The sequence below is a fragment of the Algoriphagus sp. genome (assembly GCF_039969895.1).
GTDB lineage: Bacteria > Bacteroidota > Bacteroidia > Cytophagales > Cyclobacteriaceae > Algoriphagus.
In genome coordinates, this window is sequence record NZ_JBDVMZ010000014.1 from 113,313 (window position 1) to 128,083 (window position 14,771).

A 14,771-nucleotide genomic window follows, 5' to 3' on the forward strand; every position below is an offset into this window, starting at 1 on the left:
CTAACCACTTTCGCCTTACTACTAACCTCTCCTTACGGAATCCACTTATTCTTTCCAAAATCAGGCTTTCGCTTCTCTAAAAAAGCATTTCTACCTTCCTTAGCTTCCTCCGTTCCATAGGCCAGACGGGTAGCTTCTCCAGCAAAAACCTGCTGACCTACCATTCCATCATCTGTAAGATTCATCGCAAATTTCAGCATTTTGATGGAAGTGGGTGACTTCGCCAATATCTCCTGAGCCCATTCATAGGCTGTTGACTCGAGGTCAGCATGAGGAATGACCGCATTCACCATTCCCATTTCGAAGGCTTCTTTGGCAGAATAATTTCTTCCCAAAAAGAAGATCTCTCTCGCTTTTTTCTGACCAACCATTTTAGCCAGATAAGCCGAACCGTAACCGCCATCGAAGCTAGTCACATCGGCATCCGTTTGCTTAAAAATCGCATGTTCTTCACTTGCCAGCGTCAAATCACACACCACATGAAGTGAATGTCCACCGCCTACAGCCCAGCCAGGCACTACGGCGATCACTACTTTCGGCATAAAACGAATCAGACGCTGCACTTCTAAAATATTTAATCGATGATAGCCATCCTCACCCACATAGCCTTGATTTCCTCTGGCTTTCTGATCGCCACCGGAGCAAAATGCCCAACCTCCATCTTTTGCTGAAGGCCCTTCTCCACTCAAAAGCACCACGCCGATGGAAGTATCTTCCTGCGCATCGTAAAAAGCATCATATAATTCTGCCGTGGTTTTTGGGCGGAAAGCATTCCTAACTTCCGGGCGGTTAAATGCGATTCTAGCTACGCCATCGCACTTTTTATACGTGATATCTTCGTATTCTTTTGCTGTGATCCAGTTCATTTCTTTCGATTTGGGTAAAAATCTAATTCTTTTGCAAGATAACAGGCTTCCCCGAATTTTGATTGGGGTTGACTACCTTCGGAAAAAGCACCCTTACTCATTAAGCGCATGTTTCAATTGACGTTCGACAAATATTCCCTTCAACGAAAAGAGGACTTTGAGCTTAGCGATAAAGATTTACCAGAATTTGCGAAAACCGCCGTTCAATTCTGCCTGGAATGGATTTCAGGGAAAAATACCTTTATCCAACAAACTTCAGGCTCTACCGGTAGTCCTAAAAAAATCGAGATCTCCAAAACTCAGCTGATCGCAAGCGCCAAAGCAACTGGTGAATTTTTCTCTACTGACGAAAACACCAAACTGCTTTGCTGCCTCAATCCAAGCTATATCGCAGGTAAAATGATGCTCGTCCGCGCTCTGGTTTGGAACTGCCCTATCCACCTCACTGAACCCAAGTCAAACCCTTTGATAGGCCTAAACTTTTCACCTGATTTCGTTGCAATGGTGCCTCTTCAGATAGAAGCTTGCCTACAACAACAAGAATCTTTGGAAAAATTGCATGCTATAAAACATCTTATCATAGGTGGTGCACCGATGAACGATAGCCTGAAAGCAGAAATCATCCATAAAGGTGTCAAATGTTACCAAACCTATGGAATGACTGAAACAGTCTCTCACGTAGCTCTGGCTAAAATCGAAGCTGAAGACCTGGTTTACACTAGGCTCCCGATGGTTGAGTTTGGCTCAGATGAAAGAGGTGCACTATGGATCAGCTCACCGATGAGCGGACCTGACAGAATTCAGACCAATGATATAATTGAAATCGTCGATACTAATAGATTCAAATGGTTAGGGCGTTTAGACTTCATAATTAATTCTGGAGGAGTTAAGATCAATCCAGATGAACTGGCAAAAAAGTCCGCTGCAAGTATCGGAGGTCTATTTCCCGGTTCTGAGTTCTTCTTTTACGGAGAGAAGGATGAGAAACTAGGCGAAAAGGTGGTGCTTTATATCGAAGGAGAAAAGCCTTCAGATGGTATGGTTGAAGTACTTTTGGCGGCTTTATCAAAAAATCTATCAAAGTACGAATTGCCTAAAATGGTATATGTTTTGAAACTATTTGAGCGAACAGCGACTTTAAAAATTGATAAATTAAAAACCAGCAATAACAAATGACTTATCTACTTTCTGTATTTGTAACCGCCTCATTACTTTTTACTCCTACCAAATCTTCCAAATTGGAAATCAATATTGTTGGCCTGGAATCCAATAGTGGGAAGGTCCTGGTTTTGGTCTTCAATGAATCAACTGGTTTTCCGGAAGATGATTCCAAGGCTTACAAATTTCTCGAGCTTTCTATTTCCAACAAAACCGCCAAAGGTAGTATTACTGATATCCCAGCGGGAACTTATGCCATATCAGCCTTGCATGATGAAGATGGAGATGGAAAAATGAAAAAAAATGGCGTTGGATTTCCAACAGAAAGTTTCGGCTTTTCTAATGACCCTTCGATACTCTTCAGTGCTCCGTCCTTTGAGAAATGTAGTTTCACGGTCAAAGAAGGAACTCCAAAACAAATAAGTATCAAACTTAAATAGACTGTATCTCACCTATACGCTATCATAAAAGCCTATATCATAAGGCTTAACTCTCTTCTTCCAAGTCTTCTCCAGGGAGATAGGGATCGTCAGCTTGTCGGGTAGGTTGCTTCACATACCGCTTATTTCCTTCAGAAGTATAATCCTCTTTTTCTACGTCTTCCGTGTCTTTGTCATCGGGATCTCTGACTGGCTGCGGTTTTTTGTTAGGATTTTCGTCTTCAGGTAGGTGTTCTCGAGGGGAATCTTCATCTTTTTTATTCCCCATCGCCAGGAGATTCATGAGAAAAAAGGAATGAGTTCCTATCTCATTTGAAATCTTTGGTGATACCAAAAATGGAGTAGTGTTGTAATTACCAGATGTGAGCATAGTGCAGTTAGATTTTAGGTTTTTGGCTGATTTAGGTAGCTAGGAAGATTTTCCTCTTACCCTAGCTCATCCATAGCTTTACCAAAACTCAACTTAGATCCACTGCGCAAAATCAAATATCCACCGGCTACACCCAGCGCCAGTCTCAACCCAACATTTTTCTTGGTTAAGGCAAGTGAAAGCACATAAGAACCAGCAACCAAGGATGTCAAACCTTCGGAATAGTGTGTGATTCTGCTAAGTGTATAGACGGGATTGAGATTAGTTAAGAATTTCATGGTTTATGGATTAGTTAGTCCATATTCTAAAAACAAAGGATATGCTAACCTATTTTACCTAGCTAAATAAACACTGAGAGCGTTTGATATGTGATTTCTCTAGTAGTTATGTCCTAGGAATGGAAATAAATACCACAAATTGAGAACAGAACATCGCATTCCTCAGATGCAATTCAATCAAAGCACTTTTATTTTTCTAAAAAAACCATAGACTACTCTCTACTCAGCAGGGTATCATTTAGTATGTCAGGTGATAAAGGAGTACTTTTGTAGCAGATAAACTTGTCATCCTTCTCATGCGCCAGCTAGAAAGCCTATTTGCTGGCTAGCTATTCGATTCAAAGTGAAAAACAACAGATGAAATTACCTTGAGCTATTGTATCCAACGTAAGCAGGATAAATACCAGGTTAATTTTCATCCATTTGTATTTGGGATGACCCTGAAAAACCCTACTAAATAAATGAAAAAGAGTAACGATCGCACAAGCGGAATACTAATCGAATTCGACTCAGGAATCGTCCCTCCTCCTTATAGTCATGTGTACAGATTATCTCTGGATTGGAGTAATTCAGAATTACTCGCAGAACTAGAGTTGCATTACACCGACCGTGAGGACTTGACAAAGGAGGAGATTCTCGACGAAGGATTCACCTTAAATGACGATTTCAGTTTCAAGGGAAAACTTGATCCAGTTTGGAAAAAAGTGGTCTCCATAGAATATGAGAAAACCAAATGGAGTGGACGGAATATTGAAGAAGGTGGCCTAGTGCTATCCGCCATAGACCAGGGCAAACCTGGACAATCCAAAGCTCCTGTCAATCAAGAACACTGGCAAATGCTGGCTCAGGATGTAATCCAGGCAATTTACGAGACTTCTAAGAAGGAAGCTCCACTTACTGTTAGGTATAGACAGGTCACGCAGGATCAAACGTCGGATTGCGCTATCACGATGAATTTCTCTAGCCGAGAAGCCATTTTTACCTTGAAGCATGAGTCCCGTACGATCAACTGGGAATATGCAGTGCAACTATTGAAACTGGTATTTTCTCCTGACTACGACTATGAGGTAGCGAAGGAAACTCCTGGTACAACCCGTGGAGAGTACATCGAGTGCGGAGATGGCTACTGGCACGAACTAGGTAAAGGAGTCATCAATGTTGACAGCACCTTTGATGCAGTTCAAAAGATAAAAGATGGCTTTGAAAACTTGATTGAGGAATAAAAAAAACTGTCCTATTGCAATTAAGAACCTGATTCGCTTAACTTTAGCTAGATCGAATCAGGTTTTTTTATGCAAAAGAACAAAATTTTTATTAGTTACAGACAGAGCGACACGCAGAGCGAGGCGAGTCGCCTCAAGGAAAATCTCGAAGATATATTTGGCGCCGATCGCGTCTTCTTCGATATAGAGACACTAGAGCCTGGGTTGAATTTTGCAAAAGCAATAGAAAAAACCCTTTTTCAAAGTGCAGTGGTCTTAGTACTCATTGGGGAATCTTGGATAGATGTGAAAGATGCGGATGGCAATCTCCGGCTTTTTCAGGAAGATGATTGGGTAAGGAAAGAGGTAGCCATGGCGCTAGCGATGGAAGACACTAGGGTCATTCCAGTCTTGGTAAAGGACGCAAAGAAGCTCTCAGCTTCTCAATTGCCTGACAATATCAAATCACTAGCAGACTACCAATGGGCAGAACTGACCATCCCTCGATGGCGAAGTGATGTGCAAAGACTGGCAAAATCCCTGGAGAAAATCATCCCACCCCAAAAAAAGGAATCAGAAAAAAGAGCATTTATCCCACCTAAGCCACCAAAAACCAAAAGTTGGTGGGCGAAGAATTACCTATGGATCTTGGGAATATTTGTAGCACTGCTCATCTTGGGGCTATGGCCTACTGACGAGAATTATGATGACTATCAGGATCAGGAGCCAACTAATCAAGAATTAACAGCTGAAGACATCAATACGCTCCGGGAAGATAATCCCAACGGAACCGAGATCTATGACAACCTGGAGTTAACTGATGAACCCATAGCAGATCAACCAGCCCAAGCTGGATTTGACTATTCTGGAAAATGGTGGCTTTGGGAAAATGGCGTCAGAATGGGTTATATTCTTATCAAGCAAAACGGAGCTCATTTCAGTTTTGACTACTACTATTTTGACCAGAAAGTAGGCGAAGGAACTGGAGAATACGATGGCACCTATTTGTATTCTACCCTATTCAGTATTTATGAAGCAGGTAGCAATTATGGATTTTCCTTTGGGTCCAACGACGGCGGAAAGAGCTGGTTTGGGCAAACCTTCAGTGACAACCTGCCAGCAAACGCGGAACTAAAAAGAAATTAACTCCTCAACGTTCTCAAATCCGCCCGGATATCCGAGATCATTTCCCCCAGATCCTCTAAGGTCAATGGTTTTTTCTTATCTCCGGGATTTGGAAAGTCGGTGCTGATAAATGCTTTGGCCTCCCAAATCTCTACCACATCTTCCCCTTTCACTTCATAGGGTTTGTATTGCTCATTGTCAGAGACCAGGAAGAGTTTGCCATTATCACTCAGGTAATTGAAAATCCGCTTGTACACCACCCCTTCCGTTTCGGTCACAAGCACATACGTTTTTCCACTTTTGATATCTGTCAGCTGCTCCACATACGCTCCTATCACGATAGTACCAGAAGTCAGTGGCAGCATAGAGTCCCCGGCCAACTCAAAAGCCCGATAGGTTACTTGCTTTGAAAGTGTGGGAATATGAAACTGAGGGAGGTTTTCCATGTATTGCGAATCAGCAAACCCATTCAGATAACCTGCTGATGCCTTCTGCCCTACCAGCGTGATATTCTCCTTGTCATGCTCATCGCAGGCTATAGTGAGAATATTCACCCCCCGTTTTTGGATTGCCTTTCTCCCTTTTCCTTCTATATCATGGTTCAAAAGCTCCTCCAAACCTACATCAAGCAGGTCACTTAGCTTGCCGAGAGTTAATAGTTTTGGCTCAGATCGTCCATCCTCATAGGCGGAAATCATCGTACGCTGCACATCCAATTGATCTGCTAGTTCATTTTGGGTGATGCCTTTTTGCTTACGCAAAAACCGGAGATTTGACGCCAAGTGTATCATGCGGAGAACAAGTAAAAATTATGATCCTCTGGGGTAGCTGGTACAGGAAAGAAAGGATTCAAATTCAAAGAGCTGCTCTTTCTTCTTTCCATTCGCTGTTTGATTTCATCGATTATTTCTCCTACTGGCTTAGGTCCATTGACTAGCAAATACCCATACTGAGGTTTTGACTCGTCTTCGATGAAAAATTTAACCTGGCAATTTCCTGAGGCCAAGGTTTTTGTAGTGATGCTGATCTTTTCTTGATTTTCCATAGTCCATTTTTTTAACATCAGCTAAGATAGAAATGTTGTTTTTATAAACATAAACATGTTGCAAAAATCAACATTGTATTCTGACGTAAATTGTCAAACCAATACAAAACCCTTGAAATTTCACCCCTATGGAACCATCCCATGCTCAGGTTCATTTACTATTCAGTAAACAATAAGACCGCTTAGCCTTTTATCGCTCACTATCTTGGTGTAATCTCCTTTTCTTTGCGGCAGGTTTTTTCCCTACTCAGAAAACACATAGCTCTCTATAAATGAGACATTAAGCTTCTTACAAAAGCTTTCAAATCAATCATGCTTATGAAATACTGCCTATACCTATTCTTTTTTTTAATATCTGCAACGCAAGTTTTAGCTCAGACTTTTTCTATTAAAGGAAGAGTGAAAGAAGCCGGTAAGGAGATCACTATTCCAAATGCTACCATTTTGCTTCTGAACCTTCCAGATTCTGTACAGGTGGATGGGATGATCTCGGATTTGGACGGCGAGTTCGAAATCAAAAGTGTCAAAGGCGGGGAGTACTTACTGAAAGTTCAGTACCTGGGGTATGAAGACTTATTTAAATCAGTCTCTATTACACAAGATCGTGACCTGGGAGTATTGAGTCTCAAGGAAGAGGCAACAGCCCTGGACGAAGTGACGATCAGTGCCCGCAGAGCCCAAGGCGAGCAGAAAGGCGACACTACACTTTTTAATGCTGATGCTTTCAAAACCATGAAAGATGCCAGTGCTCAGACCCTCATTCAAAAGCTGCCAGGTGTTATCTCTCAAGACGGAACCCTCCAAGCTCAGGGTGAGGTGATCACTCAGGTATTAGTAGATGGAAAGCCGTTCTTTGGTGGAGATGTAAATACTGCCTTGCAGAATCTACCAGCCGAGGTGATTCAAGGCATAGAGATCTTTGATCAGAAAAGTGACAAGGCTCTCCTCAGCGGATTTGATGATGGGGAGAGAATGAAGACCATCAATATCATCACCAAACCGGATAAGAGAAAAGGTCAGTTTGGGAAATCAACCATAGGCTATGGCACCGATGAACGGTACCTCGCCGGAGCCAGCGTGAATGCTTTCAACGAAGACCAACGCATCACTTTTACCGGGCTCAGTAACAACATCAACGTCCTGGATTATTCCAGTGATGCTAATGCCCAAAGCAATAACCGCCCTCAAAATGGTATAGTTACCACCAATATTCTTGGTATCAATTACTCAGACAATTGGGGCGAAAAAATAAAAATAAGCGGAAGCTACCAGTACAATCACCGAAAGAATACGAATGAATCTAATCTAATCCGCGAGTATGTAACCGGAGCAAATTCTGACCAGATCTATACAGAGGATAGCCGAGAAACAAGAACGCGACAAGACCATAGATTCGATATGAGACTGGAGTACAACATCAATGAAAGAAACCGAATCTTATATAGACCTAGAATTTCAGCCAATTTCGAAACAGAAAACTCAGGCTTTTTTGGACAAAGCACCAATGCTGAAGGCCCTCTAAACCAAACTCAAAATATTCGAACGGCTGATAACGAAGATTACGACATGTTTCATCGACTGTTCTACAGCCACAAGTTCAACAAAGAAGGAAGATCGATCACACTCAGTGCAAATACGGGAAGCCACCAAAACAATGACAATGCCTTAAGAACTGCAACAAATATTTTTTTCCAACCAGAGGAGCGTTCCGAAATCATCAATCAAAACATCACCCGTGACCGCTCCGGTTCCGACTGGGAAACCGGTATTTCCTACACCGAACCCATAGGAAAAAATGGTCAGATGGAGCTGGAATACGAGATTGGCAATAGATTCAATGATTCGGATCAATTGACATTCGACATTCTTAATGAGGATATATCTAATCCTGATCTTGCATTGGATACTACCTTGAGTAATTCCTTCGAAAGCAAGTATTTAAGGCAAGAAGTAGAGCTTGGCTACCAGTACCAATTGGAAAAATTCAAATTCCAAACTGAACTTGAGTACCAGAATGCAAACTTGAAAAACGAGCAGCTCTTCCCAGCTGTGGGTACGATAGATCGGACTTTTGAAAGCTTCATGCCTACTGTCCGAATCGACTACGAGCTCTCTGACAATACCAACTTCGAATTTGATTACGATACTGACGTAGATGCCCCTTCAGTAGAGCAGCTGCAAAACGTAATCGACAACTCAAATCCCCTGCAATTGCGAACCGGTAATCCAAACCTGAACCAATCGTATTCCAACAGACTTAGGCTTAGATTCCGCAGCAATAATCCTGAAAACGATCGCTCATGGTTTGTATTCGCTCAATACAATGTGGTAAACGATGCAGTATCGAATAGCACCTTCACCGCCGAAGAGGCTACAGAATTACCAGGAGGGATTATCCTGGAAAAAGGCTCTCAGCTATTCCGGCCTGTCAATCTGGACGGATACCAAGACTTTAGATCATGGGTGAGTTATGGAATTCCGGTGGACTTCCTGAAATCAAACTTCAACCTTAGTGGCGGATATAGCAACACCAAGCGACCAGGCCAGGTCAATAACCAATTAAGCTTTAACAATTCGAATAGAATCAGCACGGGCATCTCATTGAGTAGTAACATATCAGATCAGATTGACTTCAATATATCTACTAGAGTTTCTTTCAATAATGTAGAAAACACGCTAAATACCAGTCTGAATAATGAATACTTCAATCAGCGTACAAGATTGAATTTGAGCTGGATTATTTGGGAAGGATTTATTTATCGACTCGATGTCAATCATCAGCTCAATACCGGACTGTCTGAAGGATTTGACGCGAACGTTCTGTTGATGAATATGAGTCTAGGGAAAAAAGTTTTCAAAAATCAGCGAGGTGAAATTTCCCTCAACGTATATGACCTCCTCGGACAAAATCGAAGTGTCTATAGAAATGTGACCGATGCCTATGTGGAAGATGGGCAAAACAATGTCATGCAGCGTTACTTTATGCTCACCTTCTCCTTTGATATACGTCATTTTAACAAGGGCACAGGCATGGATGACTATAATGAGATTTATAACGATTAAGCTTATGACTATCAAAAAAATCAAGCTGTCGCAAAGGGGGTCTGAAATTGACAGTAGGACTGCCATTTCAGACCATTAACAGCAAGTATGAGGATATTTCGAATTAGCTCAATATGACAAGCAGCAGATAGGACACAGCCGCATTTTATTAACTTATATGATTATCCGCAAGAATGCCAGTCACCTTATATTCCTTGCTTAGCTGGTTGGAAGACCGGTGACCGAAGTGGCCTGAATTCTTAAGTTTAACATTTGCTACATTGCTTAATCCACCTTATTGGTAGAAAAGCTAATAATCATATTAACTTAGAAGCGCTTCACATGCTGCAATACAATTTCTACAAGCTTCTGCGCATTTTTTACAGCTCTCATGTTCATGTTTTTCACATTCAATCGCACAGGCATAGCAAGCGTCAATGCACTGCTGCATAGCAAGCGCACTATCTACTGTACTTCTCTTCGCAGCAGCTATGCAATCTTTGCAGGCGTCTATGCACCTTTCACAGAATTTGATACAATCTTCCATTCCAGGTCTATCGCTACATGCTTTGATACAGGCCATACATGCATCAATACAAAGTTCACATGCTTGAATACTAGCATTAGGGTTCATCGTTGTCGAGCTCATAAGTGTTAAATTTTGGTTGTTATATTTAGCTTGTAGCGATGGAAATCATCAAATAGTCTGCCATGCGAATAGGATAGAAGTTGAGGTGAAAGTGGCCATGTAAGGAACTCAGAAGTGTTCGATGATGGGGTTCAAAATCCTCAAAATGAGCCAACTTAATTTCAGAGAACCAACAAATGCGCATTTGCGAAACTTTCCTAGCCTTATTTCCCTTAGAAAAGAAACTAAAAATACACCCCACAAGTGAAAATCACCCGCCCCTATTCTCTTCTTGATCTGGCTATCATCCGTGAAGATTATGATGCCAAAGACGCTTATGAAAGAAGTTTGGAATTAGCAAAGCATGCTGAAAAACTCGGCTTCTCCAGGATGTGGCTCGCAGAGCATCACAACATGGCTAACATCGGAAGTGCTTCTCCACAGATTCTAATTGGCTACTTGGCAAATGGAACTTCCAAAATCCGTTTGGGATCAGGTGGAATCATGTTACCAAATCACAGCCCATTAATCATCGCCGAGCAGTTCGGAACCTTAGCAACGCTTTATCCAAATCGAATCGACCTTGGACTTGGACGCGCCCCTGGGACTGACCAAACCACTGCCACCGCTTTACGAAGAGGCAGACATGAATCTGTGCAGGAATTCCCAAGTGACTTGGATGATTTGCAGCGGTATTTTTCGGAAGAAAACCTAGATTCAAAAGTGAGAGCATTCCCAGCTGAAGGGCTCGAAGTACCTATATATCTCTTAGGTTCGAGTATGAGCAGTGCGGTATTGGCTTCGCAAAAAGGTCTGCCGTATGCGTTTGCCAGCCACTTTGCTCCTGGCTATCTGATCAATGCTTCACGCTATTACCGCGAAAACTTCCAGCCCTCTGAGAATTTGGCTAAGCCATTCTTTATTTCCTGTGTAAATGTGATCGCGGCCGATACAGATGCCGAAGCACATTATTTGGCAACTTCCTTTTACCAAACTGCTTTGGGAATCATCCGGGGAAAATCATATCCGATGAAAAAGCCAGTAGAAAGCATGGAGGGAATATGGTCAGAGCCGGAAGCTGCAGCCATCCAAAACATGATGGCTTGCACATTTATTGGGACAAAAGAAAGCCTAAAACCACAATTTGAAAGCTTTTTCCAGCAAGTAGAAGTGGATGAACTGATGGTGTCAACGAACATTTACGAGCCAGAAAAGCGTTTGAGATCGCTGGAGATTACTGCTGAAGTGTTAGCGTGAAAATCAATGACCTTCCAGGAATTGAAAACCTGGAAGGTCTAATGGTTTGATTTTGAAAAGCACAAATCATTTACAGTTAATCTGATTATCCGTGACCTTGACAGTACACCAAATTCCTGTGCTCTACTTGATAGAAGTCCGGTGACCGAAGTGACCGAAATTCTTTAGAACCCTATCCCATGCTGCTTTTGGCTCTTCACTAGTGACAAAGCGGATCTACAGATAATTTAATTTTTTCAAAGTTACCGGCGGATTTACGCGGATAACTAGTGCGGATTTTCGCAGATTAATTCCCAATTCATCTTAGCATCTACGTTATAAATCAGCGATGATCTGCGGGAAATGAACGCATATTCGATCACTCATCCGCCAAGCTATCCACTGGATTTCCCAATGCAGCTTTCACAGCCCTATACCCTACCGTCATGCCGGTGATCACTAGCGATACAGCCATCACCAGCACGTACAAGCCAACTGGAACAGCCGTTTGATAGGAGAAATTTTGCAACCACTGATCAGTCAAGTAATACCCCAGTGGAACAGCAATGACAAAGGCTATCAGTACGAGGTAAATAAATTCTTTTGAGAGCAAAAACGTGATTTGCGGAATCGAAGCACCCAACACTTTTCTGATCCCAATTTCTTTCAACTTTTGACCTACCAAAAAAGAAATCAAACCATACAAGCCAATCGAAGAAATCACGATTGAAAGCACTGCGAAGATTTTATAGACCAGGGCCAACTGATTTTCTCTTCGGTAGAAATTTGCAATCGTCTCGTCCATAAACTGCCCGGAATAGATGGCATCTGGATAGATAGTTTTGAATTCCTCCTCTATACTTGCCAACGTTTCCTGACCTGCATTTGCTTCTAATTTTAATCCTACCACACCGTATTGCTCCTTTTCTGTGGCTATGATAAATGGCTTAACCTCTTCCCGAAGGGAGTTTTGGGCAAAATCCTTCACCACCCCTGTAATAGTCATCCAAGGACCACCTCCACCTATCGTGATGTGTTTGCCGATGGCTTCAGCTGGACTTCCCAGATTCAATTTCTTAGCCATCGTTTCGTTGATTACAGCTTCCTTTAGCGTATCGCTGTCAGAAAAACCTCCTCCAGCTGCAAATTGAAGCCCATAATTTTCAAAATAATCGGCATCTCCATATTTCAGGGAAGCCATAAACGGCACGTCTTCCCTGATATCGTCAAACCAAAAATTCGATCCCCAATTATTATTGGAAGAAGGCACATCGCTGGAAATACTGACACTTTTGACCTGAGAAATCGACTTCAGACGCTGTTTGAGCACATCCAATTTACTATCATTCGCTTCGTCACCAGGAAGGTTAAAAGAGTAAACTGCCTCCTTCGAAAAGCCCAAATCTGCCTGTTGAATCTCTGTCATTTGTTTTACCGCGATCACCGTAGCGATCATTAGAACTTGCGCAATCACAAACTGCAACACAACCAAACTCCTTCTCAGGGAAACTCCGCCGATTTGAGCTACCTGAATTTTATTTTTCAATGCCTGAATAGGCTGAAAGCTCGACAAAATCAACGCTGGATAAAACCCTGAAAGTAGCGTCACGCCAACAATTATAGCTGAAGAAAACAACATAAAGGTGGGTGTAATCAAAGTGATAGATTCTGGGACTTCGGCAACTTTACTCAGGTAAGGCAACAAAATCGTAGCAGCCAAAGTAGCGAAAACAGAAGAGATGAACACAACCATAAAAGTTTCACCGAAGGACTGCCCAATTACTTGAAGTCGGCTTCCACCCATTACTTTTCGAATGCCAACCTCCTTACTTTTACCGATCGCCTGAGCTGTGGAAAGGTTAACAAAATTGATAGAAGCCATAATCAGAATGAATACGCCGATCAGCGCCAAAGTATAAATAGTGGCCTTTCGAACCAGCTCCCCAGAGATCGGATCAAAGCGATTATCAAAGTGAATATCGGCCATCGCCTGTAGAAAGAAAGACTTTTTGGAAGTACCTCGATCCTTGTAATTTCTCTCCGAAAAAGCAATGAGTTGTTGATCAATGCCGGTAGGATCAGCCATTTCTGGGAGCTTCACATAGACCTGAAAATCACTTCCAAAACTGCCCCATTCCTCAAAATCGAAATCAAAAACCTTCTCATTGCTTTTCAAAGTTTGGTAAGAAGCCAGCATAGTAAACTTGAAATTACTGTTGTCAGGAATTTCCGCGACTATTGCTCCTACTGTCGCCTCTACCCGTTTTGACAAAAGAAGTGTTTTCCCGAATGCATTCTCCCAGGTTCCAAAAAGCTTCTTGGCTTCGGTCTCAGTAAGCACCACCTGTCCCGGCTCATCAAGACTTGCTAGATTCCCCGCCAAAATTTCTACATCAAAAAGTGAAGGGTAATCAGAAGTGGTAAAAAATACATCATCGACGATAAACTTATTTTCGCCGTTATTTGTGACTGCATTTTCAACGGAAACGAACACCGAAGAATTCACCACCGGCACCACAGCCTCAACTCCAGACAGATCCGCTCTCAACGCATCGGGTATCGGGGGCGCCACTCCAGGATTATAACTCATTCCGTCAGAAAATTCATCCTGCGTCACCACTCGGTAAATTCTGTCTGAGTTGGATTGGAAACTATCGTAACTCAGCTCGTAGCTCACGACCGTGAAAAGTAAAAATGCAGCTGTAATTCCCAGCGTCAGTCCAAAGATATTGATCAGAGTCGCGCGCTTGCCTTTTTTGAGATTACGCCAGGCTATTTTAGAGTAGGTTTTCCACATAGTATTTGATGTTCTTTTGGTTATGCCGAGAGGATTTCTCAAAAAGGACTGGAATTGTCAGCCTAAGCGGAGTCCAAGGCTATTTGCAGCCGAATACAGCAGCATGCCTATCACTATAGCTATGCAGGATGCTCCATGTGACAAATTTCAGTTAGGAGACAGCTGCTATTCAAGTCCATTTTAAACTTCTTGAGCGAAAAATAATCCAGAAAAAAAGCAGCTTCTATTGCCGTAAATGCAGATTTAAGCTAAAAGCTTTAATTTTCTCCGAACATTTTTGTTCGCATTCGGGCGAACGCAATTATAAAGTGTTGAGTGAACTCCACCTGATAAAGCAGAATTTGTCGTTATAATTCGACCAAATATTCCACCCTGGGGAGTGTCTCCACTCACATTTTCAAAACATCTCAAGGAAACTTTCATCGCTAGGGTACACCAAATGGAAATTACCTTGAACCGCTTGACTACTAAACCTTTGTATCCTTTGGTTCTTTATGGTAAAAAAACTAAAACGATGTACAGCATCCGGAAAAGCAGGACAACCAAACTCCTCCGCGCCTTCTCTACGCATGTCAGCGCACTTC

12 protein-coding genes are annotated in these 14,771 nt (G+C 42.3%); 6 read left to right on the forward strand and 6 right to left on the reverse strand.

The genetic code is table 11. The annotated features are described in order from the left end of the window. Window positions 1-32: 32 nt before the first annotated feature. A complete protein-coding gene (locus ABJH64_RS11910) occupies window positions 33-866 on the reverse strand; it encodes a 1,4-dihydroxy-2-naphthoyl-CoA synthase (RefSeq protein ID WP_348276166.1) in 834 nt (277 codons plus the stop codon). A 108-nt stretch (window positions 867-974) separates the two neighbouring features. Between ABJH64_RS11910 and ABJH64_RS11915 the strand changes: the two genes are divergently transcribed. Both ABJH64_RS11915 and ABJH64_RS11920 read left to right on the forward strand, forming a co-directional pair. Beyond that, a complete protein-coding gene (locus tag ABJH64_RS11915) occupies window positions 975-2,042 on the forward strand; it encodes an AMP-binding protein (RefSeq protein WP_348276167.1) in 1,068 nt (355 codons plus the stop codon). Beyond that, window positions 2,039-2,464: a DUF2141 domain-containing protein gene (locus ABJH64_RS11920; RefSeq protein ID WP_348276168.1), complete on the forward strand. Its 426-nt coding sequence runs from the start codon at window positions 2,039-2,041 to the stop codon at window positions 2,462-2,464. The genes ABJH64_RS11915 and ABJH64_RS11920 overlap by 4 nt, the downstream gene beginning before the upstream one ends. 46 nt (window positions 2,465-2,510) lie before the next feature. On the opposite strand, the gene ABJH64_RS11925 is transcribed toward ABJH64_RS11920, so the two are convergent. Beyond that, window positions 2,511-2,834: a hypothetical protein gene (locus ABJH64_RS11925; protein WP_348276169.1), complete on the reverse strand. Its 324-nt coding sequence runs from the start codon at window positions 2,832-2,834 to the stop codon at window positions 2,511-2,513. Between the two features lie 56 nt (window positions 2,835-2,890). Beyond that, window positions 2,891-3,112, reverse strand: a complete 222-nt coding sequence (locus tag ABJH64_RS11930) for a hypothetical protein (RefSeq protein ID WP_348276170.1) — start codon at window positions 3,110-3,112, stop codon at window positions 2,891-2,893. Window positions 3,113-3,573: 461 nt separating this feature from the next. Between ABJH64_RS11930 and ABJH64_RS11935 the strand changes: the two genes are divergently transcribed. Continuing rightward, entirely contained in the window at window positions 3,574-4,335 is a 762-nt protein-coding gene (locus ABJH64_RS11935; RefSeq protein ID WP_348276171.1) for a hypothetical protein, read from the forward strand. Window positions 4,336-4,404: 69 nt separating this feature from the next. Beyond that, window positions 4,405-5,460 carry a toll/interleukin-1 receptor domain-containing protein gene (locus tag ABJH64_RS11940; protein WP_348276172.1) on the forward strand — a complete coding sequence of 352 codons (1,056 nt, stop codon included), beginning with the start codon at window positions 4,405-4,407 and terminating at the stop codon, window positions 5,458-5,460. On the opposite strand, the gene ABJH64_RS11945 is transcribed toward ABJH64_RS11940, so the two are convergent. Further along, on the reverse strand, window positions 5,457-6,227 hold the full coding sequence (locus ABJH64_RS11945; RefSeq protein ID WP_348276175.1) for a LexA family transcriptional regulator: 771 nt from the start codon (window positions 6,225-6,227) through the stop codon (window positions 5,457-5,459). The two genes, ABJH64_RS11940 and ABJH64_RS11945, sit on opposite strands and share 4 nt — an antisense overlap. Then, entirely contained in the window at window positions 6,227-6,484 is a 258-nt protein-coding gene (locus ABJH64_RS11950; protein WP_348276173.1) for a hypothetical protein, read from the reverse strand. The genes ABJH64_RS11945 and ABJH64_RS11950 overlap by 1 nt, the downstream gene beginning before the upstream one ends. A 318-nt stretch (window positions 6,485-6,802) precedes the next feature. On the opposite strand from ABJH64_RS11950, the gene ABJH64_RS11955 reads away from it, so the two are divergent. Both ABJH64_RS11955 and ABJH64_RS11960 read left to right on the forward strand, forming a co-directional pair. Then, entirely contained in the window at window positions 6,803-9,547 is a 2,745-nt protein-coding gene (locus ABJH64_RS11955; RefSeq protein WP_348276174.1) for an outer membrane beta-barrel protein, read from the forward strand. Window positions 9,548-10,424: 877 nt separating this feature from the next. Continuing rightward, a complete protein-coding gene (locus ABJH64_RS11960) occupies window positions 10,425-11,411 on the forward strand; it encodes an LLM class flavin-dependent oxidoreductase (protein ID WP_348299095.1) in 987 nt (328 codons plus the stop codon). Window positions 11,412-11,769: 358 nt separating this feature from the next. Here ABJH64_RS11960 and ABJH64_RS11965 read toward each other — a convergent pair whose 3' ends face one another. Further along, window positions 11,770-14,187 carry an ABC transporter permease gene (locus ABJH64_RS11965; protein WP_348274308.1) on the reverse strand — a complete coding sequence of 806 codons (2,418 nt, stop codon included), beginning with the start codon at window positions 14,185-14,187 and terminating at the stop codon, window positions 11,770-11,772. Between the last annotated feature and the right edge of the window lie 584 nt (window positions 14,188-14,771).